Source organism: Pseudomonas sp. PvP001, from assembly GCF_040546375.1.
GTDB classification, from domain to species: Bacteria; Pseudomonadota; Gammaproteobacteria; order Pseudomonadales; family Pseudomonadaceae; genus Aquipseudomonas; species Aquipseudomonas coleopterorum.
The window spans coordinates 3,688,132-3,713,898 of record NZ_JBEPNQ010000001.1; the positions used below are offsets into that span (position 1 = coordinate 3,688,132).

A 25,767-nucleotide genomic window follows, 5' to 3' on the forward strand; every position below is an offset into this window, starting at 1 on the left:
GAGGTTGAAATGGATCGGTTTGCAAGCGACCTGCTGGTGGTAGGCGCAGGAATTCTCGGGCTTTCTCACGCCTATGCGGCTGCCAGGCGAGGACTGAAGGTGCGTGTGTTCGAGCGTTCAGCCACTCCCGTGGGCGCCTCGGTGCGCAACTTCGGCCAAGCGTTGGTCACCGGGCAACCGCCCGGCGTCATGCTCGAATTGGCCAAAGCCAGCCGCGGGCTCTGGGCCAGTTGGAGCGTAGCCGCAGGCTTCGAGCTCAAGCGCAATGGCTCGTTGCTGTTCGCGCGCACCGAAGCGGAAGAAACACTGCTTGCCGCCTTTTGCGCCGGGCGAGCCCAGCAACACGATTATCGGGTAGAACTGTTGAGCCGCGCACAACTGAGCGATTTGTATGGCGGTCGATTCAACCATCATCGAGCCGCCTTGCACGGCTTCGATGATCAGCAGCTGTATTCCCGCGAGGCCATACCGAAACTGATCGGCTATCTGCAGCGCGAACTGGGCGTCGAATTTCATTTTTCGACCTTGGTCAGCGGAGTCGAACCGGGGCACCTGCAGAGCACTGCCGGTAGTTTTCGCGGTCGGCAGGTGGTGGTGTGTTCAGGGCATGACTATCTGACGCTGCTCGCCGAGCCCATGGCGGCACTGAATCCCAGGGTGTGCCGCTTGCAGATGCTGCGGGGGCGGCCCGACTCAAATCTGGATCTTCAGCATTCTGTACTGACCGGACTGAGCTGTGTTCATTACGCAGCCTTTGCAGATCTGCCTGAAGCCGCCGCCGTGCGCGCCGAAATCCAACGCGATTATCCTCATCTGGAAGAACACGGCATTCACCTGCTGGTCAGTCCCACACCGTATGGGGATCTAATCATCGGTGATTCCCATGATTACGCCACGGACGCTTCACCGTTCAACTCCGAGCAGGTGGACCAGTGGATGCTGGCGCTCGCAGAGGACACCCTGGGTTGCAAGATCCAAGTCATGGAACGCTGGCAAGGTGTCTATGGCGCAAAGGGACCGAATCCCTTTTCGCGGTTGGACATCGCGCCGGGGTTGAGTGCAACGCTGATGCACAGTGGGGTCGGCATGAGTGTCGGCCCAGCGTTGGGGGAACAGGCAGTGACCGCCATGTTTGGCGCACCCGACTGAACCCTGTAAAGCACGCGGGGTGGACCGCACGCCTTGGACGTTAGCTGATCCGCCGAGCGGGAACCTCTCAGGGATTGATCACACAGCCCAGACTGGGTTACTGTATAAACATACAGTAACCCATGTGAGGTCATAGCCCATGCGCAGATTATCCAAACTGTGGACGGCCGTCGCTAGCGCCATACCTGTGGTGGTGGGCTCGGCGCTCGGTGGGTTGGGGTTGGTCGACCTCAACGTCATGCTGGCAATCGCGCTCATACCCCAGGTGATATTCCTCGTGATCGGTGAGTGGCCCGATTTCGAGCGGACCTCTCGCCAACCGGTGTGGGTGGAACAGGAATACGAACAGCTTCCACGCTACGTCGTGCGCCGACAGTACCTGACCAACGCTGCCGCCGTGAACGAAGCGCTGGTCGAGTTCGACCTCGATCAAGCCAGCCTCGGCCGAGCCCGCTAGGCGACCACCTCCGGGTATATGCGCCGCACGAACTTGCGGTCGCGGCGGCTCAAGGTGTGATTGATGCCTACTTCCCAGTCGCCCACGGTCTGCTCCTGCAGCACCGAGTAATGCATGATCGAAGTACGGTCATACGCCGTGCCCTTGGCCAGTGCCTTGTCGATCTTGTCCAGCAGGTTGATGTCGACGGTCTGCTGATCGATGCCCTTGGCCGCGAAGTACGCATACAGCTTGGGGACGTCCCACGGAATATCCGCTTTGGGGTGTTGATGCTCGTGCAGCAGTCCCAATACGTGACCGAACTCGTGCAGCACGGTCCGCCCGAACAGCGGATCATCCGGCTTGATGCCCAGGGCCATGGTTGCATCCATCGGGCTGGCCAGCAGCGCGTCGGTGCCGACTTGGCTGTAGTTGTCTTCGCCACTGGTATAGATGCGGATGTCGGCGAACGGGCTGTCGACGAAGTCGAACTTCAGGTTGGCCCAGCACAGCCACTGCCGCGCCACCTTCTCGATGGCTGCCTGGTGCTCGACTGGGGTTTCATTGAAAAAACCGACGGTCAGCGTGCGGCCAGGTGCCCAGAATTTTGAGAACTGGCCCAGAGCGCGTTTTGAACGTCCGGAGGAAGAGGCGCTCAACGCATTGGTCGGGCGCTCGGCCAGGGCCACGCGGCGTGAAGCCGCGACGTCCAAGGCAGGAAGGGGTTTGCAGAACAGTAGATCACACATCATCAATGGCTCCTGAAAAAGAGCCACCGATGATGGCGATCAAACGCCCGGCAAAGGCGTAGCTATGTGTTATCGGCGCTCGAGAAAGTGGCGAATGCGCTGGGCGGCTTCGACACACTCGCTCAACGGTGCGACCAGCGCCATGCGTACGCGTCCGGCACCCGGGTTGAGCCCGTCGACTTCGCGGGACAGGTAGGATCCGGGCACCACCGTGACATGCTCCTGCTCGAACAGCTCGCGGCAGAATTGGGCATCGTCCATCGGTACCTTGGCCCACAAGTAGAAGCTGCCATCGGGGCGCTTGACGTCCAGTACCGGCGTCAGGATGTCCAGCACGGCATCGAACTTTTCCCGGTACAGATCGCGGTTGGCCAGTACGTGGGCTTCGTCCTGCCAGGCGGCAATGCTGGCCAACTGGGTTTGCACGGGCATGGCGCAGCCATGGTAGGTGCGGTACAGCAGGAACGCCTTGAGGATCTGCGCATCGCCCGCCACGAATCCGGAACGCAGGCCCGGCAGGTTGGAGCGCTTGGACAGGCTGTGGAACACCACGCACCGCTTGAAGTCACTGCGGCCCAGCTCGGCACAGGCCGTCAGCAGACCGGGCGGCGGTGCGTCTTCGTCGAAGTACAGCTCGCTGTAGCACTCGTCGGCGGCGATCACGAAGTCGTATTCGTCGGCCAGGGCGATGAGTTTTTTCAAGGTCGGCATCGGCACCAGGGCGCCGGTCGGGTTGCCGGGCGAGCACAGGAACAGGATCTGGCAGCGCTGCCAGACATCGGCCGAGACCGCGTCGAAATCCGGGTTGAAACCGTTCTGGTCCAGGCAGGGCAGGTAGTGCGGCGTGGTGCCCGCCAGCAGCGCTGCGCCCTCGTAGATCTGATAGAACGGATTGGGGCTGACCACCAGCCCGTCGACGTCGCGCTGGGCAACGGTCTGGGTGAAGGCGAACAGCGCCTCACGGGTGCCATTGACCGGCAGTACGTGGCGCGACGGATCGAGCCAACCCGCCGGGACCTGAAAGCGTCGCTCGCACCACTGGGCGATGGCTTCGCGCAGGGCCGGGATGCCCTGGGTGGTGGGGTACACGGCCATCTGGTCGAGGTTGTCGGCCAGTGCCTGCTTCACGAAGGCCGGCGAGCTGTGCTTGGGTTCACCGATGGACAGGGCGATCGCACGCTTGTCGGCAGCGGCGGTGACGCCACTGAGCAAGGCACGCAACTTCTCGAAAGGGTAGGGCTGCAGCTGGTTCAACGCATGGTTCATATCAAATGCTCAAACGGGACAGCTCGACGCCGGGCGCCTGGCTGACACTGAGTTGGTCGACGATGGTGGCCTGCAGCCGACTGCACAGCTGTGGGTCGGACAGGGGCAGATTGTGCGCATCGGTGATGAAGAAGACGTCCTCCACGCGTTCGCCCAGTGTGGACACCTTGGCGTTCTGCAACGACAAATCGAACTCCAGGAAAATCTTGCCGATGCGGGCCAGCAGGCCAGGCCTGTCAGGCGCGCTCAGCTCCAGGATAGTGACCGGGCGCTGGGCATCGTTCTGGATGGTCACCTGCGGCGGGAAAGCGAAGTGCTTGAGTTGACGCGGCACGCGGCGATGGATGATGTTGGGGTAGTCATCGGGATTGCGCAGCGCATCGCTCAGGCCCTGGCGAATCTGCGCGACGCGGCGCGGGTCGTTGCCGATCGAGCCGCCGTCGTTGTCCAGCACGATGTAGGTATCGAGGGTGAACTGGCTGCTGGAAGTGATGATGCGTGCGTCGTGGATGTTCAGGTTGAGCTGGTCCATGGCCGCGACCGTCACCGCGAAGAAGTCGTGCTGGTCGGGCGCATAGATGAAGATCTGCGTGCCGCCCTCGAACTCGCGCTGCGTGGTTTCCTTGATCAGCACCAACGGATCGCCGTTGGCAGGCTGCTGCAGGATGGCGTCCGTATGCCAAGCCACGTCGCCGGCGTTGTGGCGCAGGAAATAGTCGTCGCCCAATTGCGACCAGAGCTGCTCGATGTCGTCCTGATCGGTCCCGCCGCGTACCAGTATCTCCAGGGCGGCGCTCTGCGTGCGACGAATCTGCTCCTCCCGGTCCAGCGGGTTTTCCAGACCCCGACGCAGCGCGCGCTTGGTCTCGGTATAAAGCTGGCGCAACAGGCTGGCTCGCCAGGAATTCCACAGGCTGGGGTTGGTCGCGTTGATGTCGGCCACCGTCAGCACGTAGAGGTAATCCAGGTGCACCTCGTCGCCGACCTGCTGGGCGAAATCGTGGATCACCTGCGGGTCGGAGAGGTCCTTGCGCTGCGCGGTGGTCGACATCACCAGATGGTTCTGCACCAGCCAGACGATCAGGCGACTGTCCCAGGCCGGCAACTGGTGACGCTGGCAGAAGTGCTCGGCATCCACCGCACCCAGCTCGGAGTGGTCGCCGTTACGCCCCTTGCCGATGTCGTGGTACAGCCCGGCCAGGTAGATCAGCTCCGGCTTGGGCAGGCGGCCCATGACCTTGCTGGCCAGTGGGAATTTCTCCGAAACCTGGGTGTACTGCAGCTTGCGCAGGTGCTTGATCAGGTTGAGCGTGTGCGCATCCACCGTATAGATGTGGAACAGGTCGTGTTGCATCTGCCCGACGATATGGCCGAACTCGGGCAGGTAGCGGCCGAGGATGCCGTAGCGGTTCATGCGACGCAGGTTGCGGTGAATGCCCACTTCGCACTTGAACAGCTCGATGAACAGGCTGGTGTTGCGGATATCGTTGCGGAACGTATCGTCGATCAGGTGGCGGTGCTCACGAAGCAGGCGGATGGTGTCCGCGCGTACGCCCTTGATCTCCGGGTTCTGCGCCATCAGCACGAAGATTTCCAGCATCGCGAACGGAGTGCGCTTGAACACCTGGGTGTGAGTCGCCTCGATATAGCCATCATGCAGCTGGAAGCGCGAGTTGATCGGTACCGTGGAACCGGCATCGGGGTCGCCGAGAATCACTTCCTCGAAATGCTGGATGATCAGGTCGCTGAGCTCGGCGATGCTCATCACCACGCGGTAGTACTTCTGCATGAACCGCTCGATCGCCAGCTTCGCGTCGCTGTCCTTGTAACCCAGCAGGCCGGCGATGGAACGCTGGTGATCGAACAGCAGGCGGTCTTCGGCACGCCCGGCGAGCATGTGCAGGGCATAGCGCACCTTCCACAGGAACTCCTGGGAAGAGGCCAGCAGGTTGTTTTCGCTTTCCACCAGGAAGCCTTCACCGGCCAGCGCATGCAGGTTCAGCGTGCCGAACTGGCGGCGCGCCACCCACAGCAGGGTCTGGATATCGCGCAGGCCGCCGGGGGAGCCCTTGACGTTGGGCTCTAGGTTGTACTCGGTGTCGTTGTACTTGTGATGACGGGCGGACTGTTCGGCGCGCTTGGCCAGGAAGAACTCGCGGCTGGGCCACATGCGCTCGGTGCTGGTGACCTCGAGCATGCGCTTGCGCAGCCGCTCGGGCCCGGCGATGGTGCGGCTTTCCATCAGGTTGGTGATGACTGTGATGTCGGCACGCGCCTGCTCGGCGCACTCATCGATGGAGCGCACGCTCTGGCCCACTTCCAGGCCAATGTCCCACAGCAGCGTGAGAAAACGCTCGATCGAATCGCGAAAGACCTCGTAGTCGGGGCTTTCGAGCAGGATCATCAGGTCGATGTCGGAGTAGGGGTGCAGTTCGCCGCGACCGTAGCCGCCCACAGCGACCAGGGCGATGTCGGCATCCTCGCTCCAGTCGAACTGGTTCCACGCCCGTTCCAGGATGTTGTCGACGAACCAGGCACGGTCTTCGATCAGCCGACGAATGTCGCGGCCGTTGCGAAAGCGCTCGTCGAGCACATCGTGAGCCTGGCGAATCGCCTTCTTGAAAGCCGCGATGGGGCTTGCCTTCAATGCCAGTTCGGCCTGGAACTGGCCGCGATCGAACAACTCCGGATCCACCTGCGGCATGTCGTATTCCTGAAGAGATTAGTGGCCTGAACGGTTCGCCCGCCTGCGCGGCATCACGCCGAAACGCGGGCGATGGTGTCGTCGCTGCGCAAGGTGAAGATCTCGTAGCCGGTAGCGGTCACCACCAGGGTGTGCTCCCACTGCGCCGACAGCTTGCGGTCCTTGGTGATCGCCGTCCAGCCATCGCCCAGCACCTTGGTGTCGGCCTTGCCCTGGTTGATCATCGGTTCGATGGTGAAGGTCATGCCTTCCTTGAGCTCCATGCCGGTCCCGGCACGCCCGTAGTGCAGCACCTGGGGTTCTTCGTGGAACACCTTGCCGATGCCATGGCCGCAGAATTCGCGGACCACGGAAAAACCGTTCTTCTCGGCGTGCTTCTGGATGACTTCACCGATGTCGCCCAGACGGCAACCTGGCTTGACCAGTTCGATGGCCTTGTACAGGCATTCCTGGGTCACTTGCGACAGGCGCTCGGCCCATACTGGCACGGTGCCGACGTGGAACATGCGGCTGGTGTCGCCGTGGTAGCCATCCTTGATCACGGTGACGTCGATGTTCAGCACGTCACCGTTCTTCAGCGGCTTGTCGTTGGGAATGCCGTGGCAGACCACATGGTTGATCGAGGTGCAGATCGACTTGGGGTAGCCTTTATAGTTGAGCGGGGCAGGGATGGCCTGCTGCTCGTTGACGATGTAGTCGTGGCACAGGCGGTCGAGCTCTTCGGTGGTGACACCGGGCTTGACGTGAGGCGCGATCATCTCCAGCACCTCGGCCGCCAGGCGGCCGGCAATTCGCATCTTCTCGATGTCTTCGGGGGTCTTGATGGTCACGGTCATTCGGGGCTCTCTGAGCGCTTGCGCGCATTCGCAGGCTGGAAATCGAGGCGATTCTACCAGAGCCACCACGGACTGCCGCGCGGCGCTGACGACGCCTCTATATAAGAGGTGATGGGCGTCATTGTCGCGCGAATCCGGCAGCGGCGCAAAAGCCGTTGTGCATCGACGCTATTTCAGGTTTCTATATCGAGGCGGCTATGGTATAAAATGCGCCGCTTTCCGGGGATGCCCCGGGAGCAACCAAACCCACACACGTGTCGACACGATGACCTGGGTGCCGGTGGTTCTGCCACGGGTTGGTCATTGGGATACGTGGAGGCTTAACCCGACTTATCAAGGAACTATCATGTCCCAAGTCAACATGCGCGATATGCTGAAGGCCGGTGTGCACTTCGGTCACCAAACCCGTTACTGGAATCCGAAAATGGGTAAGTACATTTTCGGCGCGCGTAACAAGATCCACATCATCAACCTCGAAAAAACCCTGCCGATGTTCAACGAAGCACTGACCTTCGTAGAGCGCCTGGCCCAGGGCAAGAACAAGATCCTGTTCGTCGGAACCAAGCGTTCCGCCGGCAAGATCGTGGCCGAGGAAGCAGCACGTTGCGGCTCGCCGTACGTCGACCATCGCTGGTTAGGCGGCATGCTGACCAACTTCAAGACCATCCGTGCTTCGATCAAGCGTCTGCGCGACCTGGAAACCCAGGCCGAAGATGGCACCTTCACCAAGCTGACCAAGAAAGAAGCTTTGATGCGCACCCGTGATCTGGAAAAACTGGATCGCAGCCTGGGTGGTATCAAGGACATGGGCGGCCTGCCTGACGCACTGTTCGTCATCGACGTCGACCACGAGCGCATCGCGATCACCGAAGCCAACAAGCTGGGTATCCCGGTCATCGGCGTCGTCGACACCAACAGCAGCCCTGAAGGCGTTGACTACATCATCCCAGGCAACGATGACGCCATCCGCGCCATCCAGCTGTACATGGGTTCGATGGCCGACGCGGTCATCCGTGGTCGCAACCACGTGGCTGGCGGTACTGAAGAATACGTTCAGGACGCACCTGCCGCAGCGGTAGAAGGCTGAGTCTAGACGCCCAGCGTTTACTCGGTACGCAAAAAGGGGGCTAGGCCCCCTTTTTGCCACCTCGAGAACCATTGCCGGCATCGTCATCGCTCGAACTGTAAAGAGCCGCTGGCAAGGTCAAGAATTGAGCGCCCGTTAACGGGTGGAATGGTTAGACACCTATCCAAGAGGAATTTGAAATGGCAGAGATTACTGCAGCGTTGGTCAAAGAACTGCGCGAGCGTACCGGCGAAGGCATGATGGATTGCAAAAAGGCCTTGACCAAGGCCGGCGGCGACATCGAAAAAGCCATCGACGACATGCGTGCTTCCGGTGCCATCAAGGCCGCCAAGAAAGCCGGCAACATCGCTGCCGAAGGCGCCATCGCCGTCAAGGTTGCCGCTGACAACAAGTCCGCAGTCATCCTGGAAGTCAACTCGCAGACCGACTTCCTGGCTCTGCAGGACGATTTCAAGAACTTCGTCGCCGCCAGCGTTGAAAAGGCTTTCGCCGACAAGCTGACCGACGCAGCTCCACTGATCGCCGCTCAAGAGCCGGCTCGTGAAGCCCTGGTTGCCAAGGTTGGCGAAAACGTCAACATCCGCCGCCTGGTGCGTGTGGAAGGCGACGTGGTCGATGCCTACCTGCACGGCAACAAGATCGGCGTCATCGTCGCCCTGAACGGCGGCAACGCCGAACTGGCTCGCGACATCGCCATGCACGTGGCTGCCAGCAACCCGGAATTCCTGCTGCCATCGCAGGTTTCGGCCGAAGCGATCGAGCGTGAGAAGGGCGTCTTCATGAGCCTGAACGAAGACAAGATCAAGGGCAAGCCAGCCGAAATCGTCGAGAAAATGGTTGCTGGTCGTATCAGCAAGTTCCTCGCCGAAGCCAGCCTGGTCGAGCAGGCGTTCGTCAAGAACCCTGAAGTCAAGGTCGGTGACCTGGCCAAGAAAGCCGGTGCTGAAATCGTTTCGTTCACCTACTTCAAGGTAGGCGAAGGCATCGAGAAGCCTGTCGACAACTTCGCTGACGAAGTTGCCGCACAAGTGGCCGCTGCCAGCAAGCAATAAGACGGATTCGTCCTGTTGCCCCAAAGAGGCTGCCCGCTTACGCGCGCAGCCTCTTTTTCAAAGTCGGGACCCGGATTTAGCCGCTTACAAGGCGCAGGTCCGGTGGTACTGTCGCAGTGCCGCAAGCTAGAGTTAGGCGCGCCGTACACCGGCCCGTCCAGAATTTATTAAACGCCGCAGGAGAGACACGCAATGGCTCAGCAGGTGAGTGGTCGTCAACCTCGCTATAAACGCATTTTGCTCAAACTTAGCGGCGAGGCCCTGATGGGCTCCGAAGACTTCGGGATCGACCCGAAAGTGCTGGACCGCATGGCCCTCGAAGTGGGGCAGCTGGTTGGCATCGGTGTTCAGGTAGGCCTGGTCATCGGCGGCGGTAACCTGTTCCGCGGTGCCGCCCTCAGCGCGGCCGGCATGGACCGTGTCACCGGCGACCACATGGGCATGCTGGCCACGGTCATGAACGCCCTGGCGATGCGCGACGCGCTGGAGCGCTCCAACATTGCCGCCATCGTCATGTCGGCCATCTCGATGGTCGGCGTGACCGACCATTACGATCGTCGCAAGGGTATTCGTCACCTCAATTCCGGCGATGTGGTAATTTTCGCGGCCGGTACCGGCAACCCGTTCTTCACCACCGACTCCGCAGCGTGCCTGCGCGCCATCGAGATCGATGCCGACGTGGTCCTCAAGGCGACCAAGGTGGACGGTGTCTACACGGCCGATCCGTTCAAGGATCCGCATGCTGAGAAGTTCGACCGCCTGACGTACGATGAAGTACTGGATCGCAAACTGGGCGTGATGGACCTGACCGCCATCTGCCTGTGCCGTGACCACAAGATGCCGTTGCGGGTATTCAACATGAACAAGCCAGGCGCTCTGCTGAACATCGTAGTGGGCGGCGCCGAAGGAACTCTGATCGAGGAAGGCGAAGTATGATCAACGAAATCAAGAAGGATGCGCAGGCGCGCATGCAGAAATCCCTGGAGTCGCTGCAGCACGCGTTCGGTCGTATCCGTACCGGCAAGGCGCACCCAAGCATCCTGGAAGGCGTCCAGGTTCCCTACTACGGTGCCGACACCCCGATCAACCAGGTCGCCAGCATCACCGTGAAGGACTCGCGCACCCTGCAGGTCGTCGCGTTCGAGCGCAACATGCTCGCTGCGGTCGACAAGGCCATCGGTGCTGCCGGCCTCAACCTCAACCCGACCAACCTGGGCGAGTTGCTGCTGATCTCCATGCCGGCGCTGACCGAAGAGACCCGCAAGGGCTTCACCAAGCAGGCCCGCGACGCTGCCGAAGACGCCCGTGTGGCCGTGCGCAACATCCGTCGTGATGCCTTGAGCCAGTACAAGGATCTGGTCAAGGAAAAGGAAATCAGCGAAGACGAAGAGCGTCGTGCCGCCGATGATATCCAGAAGCTGACCGACAAGTTCGTCGCGGACATCGAAACGGCCGTGAAGCAGAAAGAAGCGGACCTGATGGCCGTTTAAGGAATTAGTCCGTCTCATGGAAAAGACCAAGTTGGCTGTACCTTCCACGGTACCGCGGCATGTTGCGATCATCATGGATGGCAACAATCGCTGGGCCAAGAAACGTTTGCTGCCCGCGGTGTCGCTGGGCACAAGGCCGGTGTGGATGCCGTACGCGCGGTCATCGAGGTGTGTGCCGAGGCCAAGGTCGAGGTACTGACCTTGTTCGCCTTTTCCAGCGAGAACTGGCAGCGCCCGGCCGATGAGGTCGGCGCGTTGATGGAGTTGTTCTTCAGTGCGTTGCGTCGCGAGGCGCGTCGGCTGAACGACAACCGCATCAGCCTGCGGATCATCGGTGACCGCTCGCGGTTCCACCCCGAGTTGCAGGCGGCCATGCGTGAAGCCGAAGCGGCCACAGCCGGCAACGACCGCTTTGTCCTGCAGATCGCTGCCAACTACGGCGGTCAGTGGGACATCGCTCAGGCGGCCCAGCGTCTGGCGCGGGAAGTCCAGGCCGGCCACCTGAAGCCGGAAGACATCACCCCCGATCTGCTGCAGACCTGCCTGGCCACGGGTGACCTGCCCTTGCCGGACCTGTGCATCCGCACTGGCGGCGAGCATCGCATCAGCAACTTCCTGCTGTGGCAGCTGGCTTATGCCGAGCTGTATTTTTCCGACCTGTTCTGGCCGGATTTCAAACACGAAGCCATGCGCACGGCGCTGGCCGATTTCGCTTCGCGCCAGCGCCGGTTCGGTAAAACGAGCGAGCAGGTCGAAGCCGGAGCCCGTGCTTAATGCTTAAACAACGCATCATCACTGCGCTGATCCTGCTGCCGATAGCCCTGTGCGGTTTCTTTCTGCTCGAAGGAGCAGGTTTCGCCCTGTTCATCGGCGTGGTGGTCACCTTGGGCGCCTGGGAGTGGGCGCGTCTGGCTGGCTTCGAAAAGCAGTCCGCGCGCATCGCCTTCGCGGCGGTGGTCGCGGGCCTGTTGTTCTTCCTTTACCTGACGCCCGGTCTGGCGCCGTTCGTGCTCGGCGCTGCGGTGCTGTGGTGGTGTCTGGCCACTTTCCTGGTGCTGACGTACCCGCGCACCAGCGAGCATTGGGCCAGCCTTGCCTGCAAGCTGCTCATCGGCCTGCTGATTCTGCTGCCTGCCTGGCAAGGCCTGGTGTTGCTCAAGGGTTGGCCACTGGGCAACTGGCTGATCATGACCGTGATGGTGCTGGTCTGGGGTGCCGACATCGGCGCCTACTTCACCGGCAAGGCTCTGGGCAAGCGCAAGCTGGCACCTCAGGTCAGTCCTGGCAAAAGCTGGGAAGGTTTCTACGGTGGCCTGGTGACCAGCCTGTTGATTACCTTGGCCATCGGCCTGGTGCGTGACTGGGGCGTGGGCCAGATGCTCGCGGGCCTGCTCGGCGCCGCGATCGTGGTGGCCATTTCGGTCGTGGGTGACCTCACCGAAAGCATGTTCAAGCGTCGTTCCGGCATCAAGGACAGCAGCAACCTGCTGCCCGGCCATGGCGGCGTGCTCGATCGCATCGACAGCCTGACCGCAGCGGTACCGGTATTCGCCGTACTGCTGTGGGCCGCTGGCTGGGGCGTGATGTGAGCGGCGTGCAGCGTATTACCGTACTGGGCGCGACCGGCTCCATTGGTCTGAGTACGCTCGACGTCATCGCCCGGCATCCGGACCGCTATACAGCCTTCGCCCTGACTGGCTTCTCGCGCATGGACGAACTGTTGGCGTTGTGCCTGGTGCACCGTCCGGTGTTCGCCGTGGTGCCCACTCAGGAGCGCGCCAGCGATCTGCAACAGGCCTTGCTTCAGGCGGGTTCTCGCACCGAAGTGCTGGTAGGCGAGGAGGGCTTGTGCCAGGTGGCGGCGGCGCCCGAAGTGGATGCGGTGATGGCCGCCATCGTCGGCGCAGCCGGCCTGCGCCCCACGCTGGCCGCAGTCCGTGCGAGCAAGAAAGTGCTGCTGGCCAACAAGGAAGCGCTGGTCATGTCAGGCGCCTTGTTCATGCAGGCCGTACGCGACAGTGGCGCTGTCGTGCTGCCGATCGACAGCGAGCACAATGCGATTTTCCAGTGCATGCCCGGTGACTTCGAGCGTGGCCTGAGCAATGTCGGCGTGCGCCGGATTCTGCTGACCGCATCGGGTGGTCCGTTTCGACAGACCCCTCTGGAGCAATTGGAGCAGGTCACGCCAGAGCAGGCTTGCGCCCATCCGAACTGGTCGATGGGGCGCAAGATCTCCGTCGATTCGGCGAGCATGATGAACAAGGGGCTGGAGCTGATCGAGGCGTGCTGGCTGTTCGATGCTCGCCCGTCTCAGATCGAGGTGGTCGTGCATCCGCAGAGCGTGATCCATTCCCTGGTCGACTATGTCGATGGCTCGGTGCTGGCGCAGTTGGGCAATCCCGACATGCGTACGCCGATCGCCCATGCCATGGCCTGGCCACAACGTGTCGACTCGGGCGTGGCTCCCCTTGACCTGTTCGCCATCGCCCGGCTCGATTTCGAGGCGCCGGATGAGCAGCGCTTCCCCTGTCTGCGCCTGGCGCGGCAGGCGGCAGAGGCCGGCGACAGCGCCCCTGCGATGCTCAACGCGGCGAACGAAATTGCAGTGGCGGCGTTCCTCGAGCGTCGCATACGCTACCCGCAGATCCCGCGTATGATCGAAGACGTCTTGAACCAGGAGCCGGTCGTTGCGCTGGATACGCTCGACACGGTCTTCGCCGCGGACGCCCGCGCGCGAGATCTGGCCCAGCAATGGTTGAACCAGCACGGGAACTGACACCCGTATGGCCGTCGTTCGGAGAGAGTTATGAGTGCGCTCTACATGATTATCGGCACCCTGGTGGCATTGGGGGTGCTGGTTACCTTTCACGAGTTCGGCCATTTCTGGGTCGCACGGCGCTGTGGCGTCAAGGTGCTGCGCTTTTCGGTAGGCTTCGGCACGCCGCTGCTGCGCTGGCACGACCGCCAGGGTACCGAGTTCGTGGTCGCGGCCATTCCGTTGGGCGGCTACGTCAAGATGCTCGACGAGCGTGAGGGTGAGGTGCCGGCCGATCAGGCCGAGCAGTCCTTCAACCGCAAGAGCGTACGTCAGCGCATCGCCATCGTCGCCGCCGGCCGCGGTAGCGAACTTCCTCCTGGCCCTGGTTTTCTTCTGGTTGCTGGCAATGCTCGGCACTCAGCAGCTCAAGCCTGTGGTCGGTTCGGTCGAGCCGGGCAGCATCGCGGCAACCGCTGGTCTGATGGCGGGCGAGGAAATCGTTGCAGTAGATGGCGAAAGTACCGCGGGTTGGGCAGCGGTGAACCTGCAGATGGTTCGTCGACTGGGCGAAACCGGGTCCTTGCAACTGACCGTACGCGAGCCGGGCTCGGATGCCCAGGCTACCCGTTCGCTGGCGCTGAGCCAGTGGCTGCAGGGTTCCGACGAGCCCGATCCGATCCGCTCGCTGGGCATCCGTCCGTGGCGCCCGGCGCTCGAGCCGATCCTGGCCGAACTCGATCCGAACGGTCCGGCCCAGTCCGCCGGGCTGCGCGCCGGGGACCGTCTGTTGGCACTGGACGGCCAGCCGCTGGGCGATTGGCAGCAGGTCGTGGACCTGGTGCGCCAGCGCCCGGACAGTCGGATCGTACTGCGTGTGGAGCGCGACAATGCCCAGCTGGACGTGCCGGTCAACCTGGTTTCCAAGGGCGAGGGCAAAGCGGCGGGGTACCTGGGCGCCGGGGTGAAACCGGTCGAATGGCCACCACAGATGCTGCGCGAAGTCAGCTACGGGCCGCTCGATGCCGTGGTCGAAGGCGCCAGGCGTACCTGGACCATGAGCGTGCTGACCCTTGATTCGCTGAAGAAAATGCTGTTCGGCGAGCTGTCGGTAAAAAACTTGAGTGGACCGATAACCATTGCTAAAGTGGCGGGCGCTTCGGCCCAGTCGGGTTTTGGGGATTTCCTGAATTTCCTCGCCTACCTGAGCATAAGCCTCGGAGTTCTCAATTTGCTCCCCATTCCAGTACTGGATGGGGGGCATCTGCTGTTCTATCTGATCGAATGGGTGCGTGGTCGCCCAGTGTCCGATCGGGTACAGGGTTGGGGAATCCAGATCGGCATCAGTCTGGTGGTCGGGGTCATGCTGCTTGCCCTGATAAACGATCTGGGTCGACTGTAACGCTTCGCTCGTTTGCGAACCTGCCGCTTCTGCGGCAGTTTGTTTATTGCCAGTTGGAATAAGAAAGGACTTCATGAAACGTCTGCTGCTAACTGCGGTTCTTGCCGTACTGATGATCGCTGAAGTTCACGCCGCGTCCTTCACCATCTCCGATATTCGTGTCAACGGTCTGCAGCGGGTGTCCGCTGGCAGCGTGTTTGGCGCGTTGCCGTTGAACGTAGGTGACCAGGCCGACGACGGTCGCCTGGTGGAATCGACCCGTGCACTCTTTAAAACCGGGTTCTTCCAGGATATCCAGCTGGGCCGGGACGGTAACGTCCTGGTGATCACCGTGGTCGAACGACCTTCGGTGGCCAGTATCGACATCGAAGGCAACAAGGCCATCTCCACCGAAGACCTGATGAAGGGCCTCAAGCAGTCCGGCCTGGCCGAAGGCGAGATCTTCCAGCGCGCGACCCTCGAAGGCGTGCGCAACGAGCTGCAGCGCCAGTACGTCGCCCAGGGTCGCTACTCGGCGTCGGTCGACACCGAAGTGGTCACCCAGCCGCGCAACCGCGTGGCCCTGAAGATCAACATCAACGAAGGCACGGTCGCGGCCATCCAGCACATCAACGTGGTGGGCAACTCGGTATTCCCCGAGGAAGACCTGACCGACCTGTTCGAACTCAAGACATCCAACTGGCTGTCGTTCTTCCGCAACGACGACAAGTACGCACGCGAAAAGCTGTCCGGTGACCTGGAGCGTCTGCGTTCCTACTACCTGGACCGCGGCTACATCAACATGGACATCGCGTCCACCCAGGTGTCGATCACCCCGGACAAGAAGCACGTCTACATCACCGTCAACGTCAACGAAGGTGAAAAGTACACCGTTCGCGACGTCAAGCTCAGCGGTGACCTGAAAGTGCCTGAAGATCAGGTCCAGCAGCTGATGCTGGTGAAGAAAGGCCAGGTGTTCTCGCGCAAGGTCATGACCTCGACTTCCGAGTTGATCACCCGCCGCCTGGGTAACGACGGCTACACCTTCGCCAACGTCAACGGCGTGCCTCAGCCGCACGACGAAGACCACACCGTCGACATCACCTTCGTGGTCGATCCGGGCAAGCGTGCCTACGTCAACCGCATCAACTTCCGTGGCAACACCAAGTCGGAAGACGAAGTGCTGCGTCGCGAAATGCGCCAGATGGAAGGCGGCTGGGCCTCGACCTACCTGATCGACCAATCCAAGACCCGCCTCGAGCGCCTCGGCTTCTTCAAGGAAGTGAACGTCGAAACGCCGGCCGTGCCCGGTACCGATGACCAGGTCGACGTCAACTATGCCGTGGAAGAGCAGGCGTCGGGTTCCATCACCGCTAGCGTCGGCTTCGCGCAGAGCGCCGGTCTGATCCTGGGTGGTTCGATCAGCCAGAACAACTTCCTGGGTACCGGTAACCGCGTGTCGATCGGCTTGACCCGCAGCGAGTACCAGAGCCGCTACAACTTCAGTTACACCGACCCCTACTACACGCCGGACGGTGTCAGCCTGGGCTACAACGCGTTCTATCGCTCCACCGACTATGACGACCTCGACGTCGATGTAGCCAGCTACGCGGTGGACAGCCTGGGCGCCGGCATGAACTTCGGCTACCCGATCAGTGAAACCTCGCGCCTGACCTTTGGCCTGAGCGTGCAGAACGACAAGATCAAGACCGGTAAATACACCGTTGAAGAGATTTTCGACTTCATCGAGAAGGAAGGTGAGAACTTCACCAACTTCAAAGCCTCGGCCGGCTGGTCTTCGTCAACGCTGAACAAGGGTGTGCTGCCGACCCGCGGTGCCTCGCAAAGCCTGACCGGTGAAGTCACCATTCCGGGCAGCGACCTGTCGTTCTTCAAGATCGACTATCGCAACCAGGCGTTCGTGCCGGTCACCGAAAACTACACCATGCGCTTCCACACCGAGCTGGGTTACGGTGACGGCTATGGCTCTACGGACGGCCTGCCGTTCTACGAGAACTACTACGCAGGTGGTTTCAACTCGGTGCGTGGCTTCAAGGACAGTACGCTTGGCCCGCGCAGTACACCCAGCCAAGGAAATCGCCCAAATACTCTCAGGGACCCGGATCAGGATCCATTGGCCTTCGGTGGCAACGTACAGATCACCGGTGGTGCCGAAGTCCTGTTCCCGCTGCCGTTCGTGAAGGATCAGCGCTCATTGCGTACTTCCCTGTTCGTCGACGTTGGTAACGTATTCGATACCAACTGCAACGACAGCAAAACCGCAACCGGTGAAACCGTCCGCTGCAACGACATCGACATCGCCAACATGGCCGTCTCCGCCGGTTTGGGTGTGACCTGGATCACTGCCCTGGGCCCGTTGAGCTTCAGCCTGGCAATGCCGGTCAAGAAACCTGACAACGCCGAAACCCAAGTCTTCCAATTCTCTCTGGGTCAGACCTTCTAAGGTCTGCTCCTTGGCAACAACAACGGATTTTGTAGGAGTTTATTGTGCGCAAGTTGACTCAAATGGTTGTTCTGGCCGCGACCCTCGCCGCCTCGCTGGGTGCCACTCCGGCCTTCGCCGACATGAAAATCGCCGTTCTGAACTATCAGATGGCACTGCTCGAGTCTGACGCGGCCAAGAAATACGCTGTCGATGCCGAGAAGAAATTCGGTCCGCAGTTGAGCAAGCTCAAGACCCTGGAAAGCAGCGCCAAGAGCATTCAGGACCGTCTGGTCGCCGGTGGCGACAAGATGGCCCAGCCCGAGCGCGAGCGCCTGGAACTCGAATTCAAGCAGAAAGCCCGCGACTTCCAGTTCCAGTCCAAGGAACTGAACGAAGCCAAGGCCGTTGCCGATCGCGAAATGCTCAAGCAGCTCAAGCCCAAGCTTGACGGCGCTGTCGAAGAAGTCATCAAGAAAGGTGCCTTCGACCTGGTGCTGGAGCGCGGTGCGGTGATTGATGTCAAACCTCAGTTCGACATCACTCGCCAGGTCATCGAGCGCATGAATCAGTCGCGCTGATATGACAGCGACCATGAAGCTCGGTCAACTGGCCGAGTTCCTGGGCGCCACGGTCAGTGGCGACCCGGAGAAGATCATCACTGGGCTGGCCACCTTGCAGGAGGCCGGCCCTGATCAGCTGAGCTTTCTGGCCAACCCGCAGTATCGCAAATTCCTCCCCGACAGCCATGCCGGAGCCGTACTGCTCAAGGCGGCCGACGCCGAAGGTTTCCAGGGCGATGCGCTGATCGTTCCCGATCCGTATCTGGCCTATGCGCGCATCTCCCACTTGTTCGACCCCAAGCCTCGCGCCAGCACCGGTGTGCATCCTACGGCGGTCATCGCCGCCGATGCCCAGGTCGATGCTGCTGCCAGTGTCGGGCCGTTCGCGGTGGTGGAAAGTGGGGCCAGGATTGCGTCCGGGGTCACCATTGGCGCGCACTGTTTCATCGGTGCGCGCTGCGAGATCGGCGAGGGTGGCTGGTTGGCGCCCCGGGTGACGCTCTATCACGACGTACGTATCGGCAAGCGGGTGGTCATCCAGTCCGGTGCCGTGCTGGGGGGCGAGGGCTTCGGCTTTGCCAACGAGAATGGCGTCTGGCAGAAGATCGCCCAGATCGGTGGGGTCAGCATCGGTGACGACTGCGAGATCGGCGTGAATACCGCCATTGACCGCGGCGCACTGGCCGATACCGTCATCGGTAATGGCGTGAAGCTCGACAACCAGATCCAGATTGCCCACAACGTGCAGATTGGCGACAACACCGCCATGGCGGCCTGCGTCGGCATTTCGGGAAGCAGCAAGATCGGCAAGAATTGCATGCTCGCAGGCGGTGTAGGCCTGGTCGGCCACATCGAGATCTGCGATGGCGTGTTCATCACCGGCATGACCATGGTGACCCATTCGATCACCGAACCGGGTGCCTATTCTTCGGGTACGGCGATGCAGCCGGCGGCCGAGTGGCGCAAGAGCGCTGCGCGATTGCGGCATCTGGATGACATGGCTCGGCGCCTCAAGCAGGTGGAAAAGCATGTCGAGGCAGTGACCCAAGGCGGTAAAGCGTCATCTGATGGCTGATACCTTTTCCATATCAAGTGTGCCCAGCCGCTAGACTGCCCCTTGATTTGCAATAGGAGTGTCGCGCGTCAGCCGCGCGCTCCCTATCTTTACTACAGGCTTCCCCCCGAAATGATGGACATCAACGAGATTCGCGAATACCTGCCGCACCGCTATCCCTTCCTGTTGGTGGATCGGGTCGTGGAGCTGGACGTCGAAAGCCAGAGCATTCGCGCCTACAAGAATGTCAGCATCAACGAGCCGTTCTTCAATGGTCACTTTCCCGCGCACCCGATCATGCCGGGCGTGCTGATCATCGAGGCCATGGCCCAGGCTGCCGGCATCCTTGGTTTCAAGATGCTCGACGTGAAACCGGCCGACGGTACGCTCTACTACTTCGTGGGTTCGGACAAGCTGCGTTTCCGCCAGCCGGTGCTGCCGGGTGATCAGCTGATCCTGGAAGCCAAGTTCATCAGCTGCAAGCGCCAGATCTGGAAGTTCGACTGCAAGGCTTCGGTCGATGGCAAGCCGGTCTGCTCGGCCGAGATCATCTGTGCGGAACGCAAGCTATGAGTTTGATTGACCCTCGCGCCATCATCGATCCGTCCGCCGTATTGGCAGATGGCGTCGAAGTCGGCCCTTGGTCGATCGTTGGTGCGGGCGTGGAAATCGGCGAGGGCACCGTGATCGGTCCCCATGTCATCCTCAAGGGGCCGACCCGCATCGGCAGGCACAATCGCATCTACCAGTTTTCCTCCATCGGGGAAGACACGCCGGACCTCAAGTACAAGGGCGAGGAAACCCGCCTGGTCATCGGTGACCACAACGTCATCCGCGAAGGCGTGACCATCCACCGTGGCACCGTGCAGGACCGCGCCGAAACCACCTTGGGCGACCATAACCTGATCATGGCCTACGCCCATATCGGGCACGACAGCGTGATCGGCAACCACTGCATTCTGGTCAACAACACCGCTTTGGCCGGCCATGTGCATGTTCACGACTGGGCGATCCTCTCCGGCTTCACCTTGGTTCACCAGTACTGCCACATTGGCGCCCACAGCTTTTCGGGCATGGGTACCGCCATCGGCAAGGATGTGCCGGCCTATGTCACGGTGTTCGGCAACCCGGCCGAAGCCCGCAGCATGAATTTCGAAGGCATGCGCCGCCGCGGTTTCAGCGATGAAGCGATCCACGCGCTGCGCCGTGCCTACAAGACGGTCTACCGCCGTGGCCTGACCGTCGAGCAGGCGCTGCTCGATCTGGAAGAACCCGCGCGGCTGCACCCCGAAGTCGACGTGTTCCTCAAGTCGATCCAGTCCTCGACTCGCGGCATCACCCGCTGATGTCTCACCCCGCACCGCTGACCGTGGCACTGGTGGCAGGCGAAGCCAGTGGCGATATTCTGGGTTCCGGGCTGATGCGTGCGCTCAAGGCGCGCCATCCGCATATCCAGTTCATCGGCGTCGGCGGCCCGCTGATGGAAGCCGAAGGGCTGGTCAGTCGCTTCCCCATGGAGCGCCTGGCAGTGATGGGCCTGGTCGAAGTGCTGGGTCGCCTGCGCGAACTGCTGGCACGGCGCAAGCAGCTTATTGCCGAGCTGATTGCCTGCAAGCCGGACGTGTTCATCGGCATCGACGCACCCGACTTCACCCTGAACATCGAACTCAAGCTGCGCCAGGCCGGGATCAAGACCGTGCATTACGTGAGCCCCTCGGTCTGGGCCTGGCGGCAGAAGCGCGTATTGAAGATTCGCCAGGGCTGCGACCTGATGCTCACGTTGCTGCCTTTCGAGGCCCGCTTCTACGAGGAACAGGGCGTGCCGGTGCGTTTCGTCGGTCACCCGTTGGCCGATACCATTGCGCTACAGGCGGACCGCAGTGAGGCCCGCACCCAGCTGGGCCTGGCCGGCGAGTTCCCGCTGGTGGCCTTGATGCCCGGCAGTCGTGGCGGGGAAGTCGGCCGTCTGGGCGAGCTGTTCCTCGACAGTGCGCAGCTGCTGCTGCAGTCCAAGCCGGATGCGCGCTTCGTGATTCCCTGTGCCAACCCCCAGCGACGGGCGCAAATCGAGCAGATGCTTGCAGGGCGTACACTGCCGGTGACCTTGCTCGACGGCGGCTCGCACACGGCGCTGGCTGCCTGTGACGCGGTGCTGATCGCTTCCGGCACGGCCACACTGGAAGCGCTGCTGTACAAGCGCCCGATGGTGGTCGCGTACCGACTGGCGCCCCTGACGTACTGGATTCTCAAACGTATGGTCAAGAGCCCCTACGTGTCGTTGCCCAACCTGCTGGCCCAACGCATGCTGGTTCCCGAGCTGCTGCAGGATGACGCTACGCCCCAGTCGCTGGTCGAGCGCTTGCTGCCGCTGCTGGCCGGTGGCGAGGAACAGACCAGCGGTTTCGACGCGATTCATCGCACGCTGCGCCGCGACGCCTCCAACCAGGCGGCCGACGCCGTGCTGCAACTGATAGGCAGGAACGATGGCTAAGCCTCTACAGACAAGCAGGCAACTGCAAATGGGCCTGGATTTCGATCTGGTCGAAGAGCTGGTCGCCGGTGTCGACGAAGTCGGCCGTGGCCCGTTGTGTGGCGCGGTGGTGACGGCGGCGGTGATCCTCGATCCGCGTCGGCCGATCCTGGGCCTCAACGATTCGAAGAAACTCACCGAAGCGCGTCGCGAACTGCTCTACGACGAAATCTGCGAGAAAGCGCTGGCCTGGTGTATCGCCCGTGCCGAGGTCGAAGAGATCGACCGCCTGAACATTCTGCACGCGACCATGCTCGCCATGCAGCGGGCGGTCCAAGGCCTGAGCATCACGCCAAGACTGGCGCTGATCGATGGCAATCGCTGCCCGCAGCTGGACGTACCAAGTGCCCCGGTGATCCAGGGCGACGCGAAAGTCCCGGCCATCGCCGCTGCTTCGATCCTGGCCAAGGTCAGTCGCGACCGGGAAATGTCCGCTTTCGAATTGATCTACCCGGGTTACGGCATGGGTGGTCACAAGGGCTACCCCACGCCGGTGCATCTGGAAGCCTTGACCCGCCTGGGGCCGACGCCCATTCATCGGCGATCGTTCGCGCCAGTCCGCGCGGCGTGGCAGGCTCGCGAAAGCATCGATCAAACCCCTGCCTGGGTCTAGCAGGCTGATGTTTTGATCAGGGCCCGGTACAATCCGGGCCTTGTCGTTCTACCCGTCACCATAGGATCAACATGTCGGTTTCCTTCGTTCATCTTCGCCTGCACACCGAATACTCGCTGGTCGACGGCCTGGTGCGGATCAAGCCGCTGGTCAAGGCGCTGGCCGGCATGAACATGCCAGCGGTGGCGGTGACCGACCAGAACAACATGTGTTCGCTGGTGAAGTTCTACAAGGCGGCCATGGGCGCCGGCATCAAGCCGATCTGCGGTGCCGACCTGTGGCTGGCCAATCGCGACCCCGACGGCCCCCTGAGCCGCATCAGCCTGCTGGCGATGAACGCGGTGGGCTATCGCAACATCACCGAGCTGATTTCCCGCGGCTTCATCGATGGCCAACGCAACGGCCAGGTGATCGTCGAGCGGCAATGGGTGGCCGAAGCCAGCGAAGGGGTGATCTGCCTGTCGGCGGCCAAGGAGGGCGAGATCGGCATGGCCCTTCTGGGCGGCTACCCGGGCGATGCCGACAACCTGCTGCGCGAGTGGATGGCGGTGTTCCCCGAGCGCTTCTACGTCGAGGTACAGCGGACCAACCGCACCAACGACGAAGAGTACCTGCACGCCGCCGTCGCCTTGGCCGACCGCCTGGGCGCGCCCTTGGTGGCCACCAACGATGTGCGCTTCATCAAGCAGGAAGACTTCGAGGCCCACGAGACGCGCGTGTGCATTGGTGAAGGCCGGGCGCTGGACGACCCGCGCCGCAACAAGAACTACAGCGACCAGCAGTACCTCAAGAGCGCCGAGGAGATGGACGAGTTGTTCAGCGACCTGCCCGAGGCGCTGGAAAACACCGTTGAGATTGCCAAGCGGTGCAACATCGACGTCAAGCTGGGCAAGCACTTCCTGCCCGATTACCCGATTCCCGATGGCATGACCATCGATGAATATTTCCGCAAGGTCTCGTTCGACGGCCTGGAAGAGCGCCTGGCCGTGCTGCTGCCCAAGGACACTACCGAGAACTACGAAGCGCGTCGGCAGGTGTATGTCGACCGGCTGAATTTCGAGCTCGACATCATCATCCAGATGGGCTTCCCCGGTTACTTCCTGATCGTGATGGACTTTATCCAGTGGGCCAAGAACAACGGCGTGCCGGTGGGCCCAGGCCGGGGGTCGGGCGCAGGGTCCCTGGTGGCTTACGTACAGAAGATCACCGACCTCGATCCGCTGGAATACGACCTGCTGTTCGAACGCTTCCTCAACCCCGAGCGGGTTTCCATGCCCGACTTCGACGTCGACTTCTGCATGGACGGTCGCGACCGGGTCATCGACTACGTGGCCGACAAGTACGGCCGCAATGCGGTCAGTCAGATCATCACCTTCGGCTCCATGGCGGCCAAGGCGGTGGTGCGCGACGTGGCGCGGGTGCAGGGCAAGTCCTACGGCCTGGCTGATCGCCTGTCCAAGATGATCCCCTTCGAAGTCGGCATGACTCTGGAAAAGGCCTACGAGCAGGAAGAAATCCTGCGCGACTTCATCAAGGTCGATGAAGAGGCGGCAGAAATCTGGGAAATGGCGCGCAAGCTCGAAGGCGTGGTGCGTAACGTCGGCAAGCACGCCGGTGGTGTGGTGATCGCGCCGACCAAGCTGACCGACTTCGCGCCGATCTACTGCGACGAGGCCGGTGACGGCCTGGTGACCCAGTTCGACAAGGATGACGTGGAAGCGGCAGGCCTGGTCAAGTTCGACTTCCTCGGTCTGCGTACCCTGACCATCATCGACTGGGCGCTGAAGACCATCAACCGCGACCGGGCCAAGGTCAACGAGGCGCCGCTGGACATCGCCTTCATCCCGCTCGACGACAAACCGACCTACCAGTTGCTGCAGAAGGCCGAGACCACCGCTGTCTTCCAGCTCGAATCGCGCGGCATGAAGGAGTTGATCAAGAAGCTCAAGCCTGACTGCCTGGAAGACCTCATCGCATTGGTGGCGTTGTTCCGGCCGGGCCCGCTGCAGTCGGGCATGGTGGACGACTTCATCAACCGCAAGCACGGTCGCGCCGAGCTGGCCTATCCGCATTCGGACTACCAGTACGAGGGTCTGAAACCGGTGCTGGCGCCCACCTACGGCATCATCCTGTATCAGGAACAGGTGATGCAGATCGCTCAGGTGATGGCAGGCTACACCCTCGGCGGCGCGGACATGCTGCGTCGCGCCATGGGCAAGAAGAAACCCGAAGAGATGGCCAAGCAGCGTGGCGGCTTCATCGAAGGATGCGCCACCAACAACATCGACCCGGACCTGGCGGGTAACATCTTCGACCTGGTGGAAAAATTCGCCGGTTACGGTTTCAACAAGTCCCACTCCGCCGCCTATGGCCTGGTGTCCTACCAGACCGCTTGGCTCAAGGCTCACTACCCGGCGCCGTTCATGGCCGCGGTGCTCTCGGCGGACATGCACAACACCGACAAGGTCGTGACCTTGATCGAAGAAGTGCGCACCATGAAGCTGCGCCTGGACGCGCCGGACGTGAACAACTCCGAGTTCAAGTTCACGGTCAACGACGATGGCCGCATCGTCTATGGGCTGGGCGCGATCAAAGGCGTGGGCGAGGGGCCGGTGGAGGCGATCATCGAGGCCCGTCAGGCCGGCCCGTTCAAGGACCTGTTCGACTTCTGCGAGCGCGTCGATCTCAAGCGCATCAACAAACGCACACTCGACGGTCTGATCCGCAGCGGTGCGATCGACCGCCTCGGCCCGTATTTCCACGATGAGCCCAAGGCCTATCAAGCCAACATCGACCGCAATCGCGCGGTACTGCTGTCGGCCATGGAGGGCGCGATCAAGGCGGCGGAGCAGACCGCACGCACCCACGACAGCGGCCACGACGATCTCTTCGGCGGTGTGTTCGTCGAAGCGGACGCCGATGTCTATGCCGATCATCGCAAGGCCAAGGAGCTGACCCTCAAGGAGCGGCTGCGCGGCGAGAAGGAGACCCTGGGGCTGTACCTCACCGGGCACCCGATCGACGAATACGAAGGCGAGATCCGCCGCTTCGCTCGGCAGCGCATCATCGACCTTAAACCGTCGCGCGAAACCCAGACCGTGGCCGGCATGGTCATCGCGCTGCGGGTGATGAAGAACAAGAAAGGCGACAAGATGGGCTTCATCACCCTCGACGACCGCTCGGCCCGCATCGAGGCTTCATTGTTCGCCGATGCCTTCATGTCCGCGCAATCGCTGCTGCAGACCGACGCCATGGTGGTGGTGGAAGGGGAGGTCAGCAACGATGACTTCTCCGGTGGCCTGCGCCTGCGCGTCAAGCGCGTGATGAGCATGGAAGATGCGCGCACCAACCTGGCCGAAAGCTTGCGTCTGAAGGTGCACGCCGACGGGCTGGGTGGCGATCGGCTCGGCTGGCTGGGCGAGTTGTGCCGTCAGCACCGTGGCGCCTGCCCGATCACCATGGAATACACCAGCAACGACGCCAAGGCGACGCTGCAGTTCGGCGAAGGCTGGCGGATCGACCCGGCCGACAGCTTGATTCAAGCGTTGCGTGACCAGTTCGGTCGCGAGAACGTCTTTCTGCAATATCGTTGAACCTGACCGTTGAGCTGGCCTCGCGGGCCGGGCTCGACCACAATTAATAAACTCGACCTGAACGCG

20 protein-coding genes and 2 pseudogenes are annotated in these 25,767 nt (G+C 61.8%); 18 read left to right on the plus strand and 4 right to left on the minus strand.

The features are described 5' to 3' along the window. Positions 1–9 precede the first annotated feature (9 nt). Both ABMD26_RS16905 and ABMD26_RS16910 read left to right on the plus strand, forming a co-directional pair. Entirely contained in the window at positions 10–1,149 is a 1,140-nt protein-coding gene (locus ABMD26_RS16905; RefSeq protein WP_354310830.1) for a TIGR03364 family FAD-dependent oxidoreductase, read from the plus strand. 139 nt (positions 1,150–1,288) lie between these two features. Beyond that, the gene (locus ABMD26_RS16910; RefSeq protein ID WP_354310832.1) at positions 1,289–1,606 is read left to right on the plus strand and encodes a hypothetical protein; all 318 of its coding nucleotides are present in this window, start codon (positions 1,289–1,291) and stop codon (positions 1,604–1,606) included. Here the strand turns inward: ABMD26_RS16910 and ABMD26_RS16915 are convergent. From ABMD26_RS16915 to map, 4 genes are all read right to left on the minus strand, one after another. After that, positions 1,603–2,337, minus strand: coding sequence for a M12 family metallopeptidase (locus ABMD26_RS16915; RefSeq protein WP_354310834.1), 735 nt, complete (start codon positions 2,335–2,337; stop codon positions 1,603–1,605). The two genes, ABMD26_RS16910 and ABMD26_RS16915, sit on opposite strands and share 4 nt — an antisense overlap. Before the next feature lie 66 nt (positions 2,338–2,403). Further along, entirely contained in the window at positions 2,404–3,600 is a 1,197-nt protein-coding gene (gene dapC / locus ABMD26_RS16920; RefSeq protein ID WP_134723419.1) for a succinyldiaminopimelate transaminase, read from the minus strand. 1 nt (position 3,601) lies between these two features. Further along, the gene (locus ABMD26_RS16925) at positions 3,602–6,304 is read right to left on the minus strand and encodes a [protein-PII] uridylyltransferase (protein ID WP_056843854.1); all 2,703 of its coding nucleotides are present in this window, start codon (positions 6,302–6,304) and stop codon (positions 3,602–3,604) included. Between the two features lie 53 nt (positions 6,305–6,357). Continuing rightward, the gene (gene map, locus ABMD26_RS16930; protein WP_049862290.1) at positions 6,358–7,140 is read right to left on the minus strand and encodes a type I methionyl aminopeptidase; all 783 of its coding nucleotides are present in this window, start codon (positions 7,138–7,140) and stop codon (positions 6,358–6,360) included. 346 nt (positions 7,141–7,486) lie between these two features. On the opposite strand from map, the gene rpsB reads away from it, so the two are divergent. The 16 genes and pseudogenes from rpsB to dnaE all read left to right on the plus strand — a co-directional run bounded on the left by rpsB (position 7,487) and on the right by dnaE (position 25,701). After that, positions 7,487–8,227: a 30S ribosomal protein S2 gene (gene rpsB, locus ABMD26_RS16935; RefSeq protein ID WP_049862289.1), complete on the plus strand. Its 741-nt coding sequence runs from the start codon at positions 7,487–7,489 to the stop codon at positions 8,225–8,227. 179 nt (positions 8,228–8,406) lie between these two features. Further along, positions 8,407–9,279 (plus strand): translation elongation factor Ts, encoded by an 873-nt coding sequence (gene tsf / locus ABMD26_RS16940; protein ID WP_049862288.1) that lies wholly within the window; start codon positions 8,407–8,409, stop codon positions 9,277–9,279. Between the two features lie 192 nt (positions 9,280–9,471). After that, positions 9,472–10,215, plus strand: coding sequence for a UMP kinase (gene pyrH, locus ABMD26_RS16945; protein ID WP_049862287.1), 744 nt, complete (start codon positions 9,472–9,474; stop codon positions 10,213–10,215). Beyond that, a complete protein-coding gene (gene frr, locus ABMD26_RS16950) occupies positions 10,212–10,769 on the plus strand; it encodes a ribosome recycling factor (protein WP_049862286.1) in 558 nt (185 codons plus the stop codon). The genes pyrH and frr overlap by 4 nt, the downstream gene beginning before the upstream one ends. Positions 10,770–10,785: 16 nt before the next feature. Further along, positions 10,786–11,543, plus strand: a pseudogene (gene uppS / locus ABMD26_RS16955) (polyprenyl diphosphate synthase). Then, positions 11,543–12,358: a phosphatidate cytidylyltransferase gene (locus ABMD26_RS16960; RefSeq protein WP_049862285.1), complete on the plus strand. Its 816-nt coding sequence runs from the start codon at positions 11,543–11,545 to the stop codon at positions 12,356–12,358. The pseudogene uppS and the gene ABMD26_RS16960 overlap by 1 nt, the downstream one beginning before the upstream one ends. Continuing rightward, positions 12,355–13,545, plus strand: a complete 1,191-nt coding sequence (gene ispC, locus ABMD26_RS16965; RefSeq protein WP_354310839.1) for a 1-deoxy-D-xylulose-5-phosphate reductoisomerase — start codon at positions 12,355–12,357, stop codon at positions 13,543–13,545. Before ABMD26_RS16960 ends, ispC begins: the two co-directional genes overlap by 4 nt. 30 nt (positions 13,546–13,575) lie before the next feature. Further along, positions 13,576–14,926, plus strand: a pseudogene (rseP, locus tag ABMD26_RS16970) (sigma E protease regulator RseP). Between the two features lie 73 nt (positions 14,927–14,999). Further along, positions 15,000–17,369 (plus strand): outer membrane protein assembly factor BamA, encoded by a 2,370-nt coding sequence (gene bamA, locus ABMD26_RS16975; RefSeq protein ID WP_134723415.1) that lies wholly within the window; start codon positions 15,000–15,002, stop codon positions 17,367–17,369. Positions 17,370–17,413: 44 nt separating this feature from the next. Continuing rightward, a complete protein-coding gene (locus tag ABMD26_RS16980; RefSeq protein ID WP_049862282.1) occupies positions 17,414–17,929 on the plus strand; it encodes an OmpH/Skp family outer membrane protein in 516 nt (171 codons plus the stop codon). Between the two features lies 1 nt (position 17,930). Then, the gene (gene lpxD, locus ABMD26_RS16985; RefSeq protein ID WP_320522510.1) at positions 17,931–18,986 is read left to right on the plus strand and encodes a UDP-3-O-(3-hydroxymyristoyl)glucosamine N-acyltransferase; all 1,056 of its coding nucleotides are present in this window, start codon (positions 17,931–17,933) and stop codon (positions 18,984–18,986) included. A 111-nt stretch (positions 18,987–19,097) separates the two neighbouring features. Next, complete coding sequence (gene fabZ, locus ABMD26_RS16990) at positions 19,098–19,538, plus strand: 3-hydroxyacyl-ACP dehydratase FabZ (protein WP_043185101.1); 441 nt, start codon at positions 19,098–19,100, stop codon at positions 19,536–19,538. Beyond that, positions 19,535–20,311: an acyl-ACP--UDP-N-acetylglucosamine O-acyltransferase gene (lpxA, locus tag ABMD26_RS16995; protein WP_043185103.1), complete on the plus strand. Its 777-nt coding sequence runs from the start codon at positions 19,535–19,537 to the stop codon at positions 20,309–20,311. The genes fabZ and lpxA overlap by 4 nt, the downstream gene beginning before the upstream one ends. Further along, a complete protein-coding gene (gene lpxB, locus ABMD26_RS17000) occupies positions 20,311–21,456 on the plus strand; it encodes a lipid-A-disaccharide synthase (protein WP_354310844.1) in 1,146 nt (381 codons plus the stop codon). Before lpxA ends, lpxB begins: the two co-directional genes overlap by 1 nt. Before the next feature lie 22 nt (positions 21,457–21,478). Next, a complete protein-coding gene (gene rnhB, locus ABMD26_RS17005) occupies positions 21,479–22,108 on the plus strand; it encodes a ribonuclease HII (protein WP_167649357.1) in 630 nt (209 codons plus the stop codon). Positions 22,109–22,179: 71 nt separating this feature from the next. After that, on the plus strand, positions 22,180–25,701 hold the full coding sequence (dnaE, locus tag ABMD26_RS17010; protein WP_354310845.1) for a DNA polymerase III subunit alpha: 3,522 nt from the start codon (positions 22,180–22,182) through the stop codon (positions 25,699–25,701). Positions 25,702–25,767 lie beyond the last annotated feature (66 nt).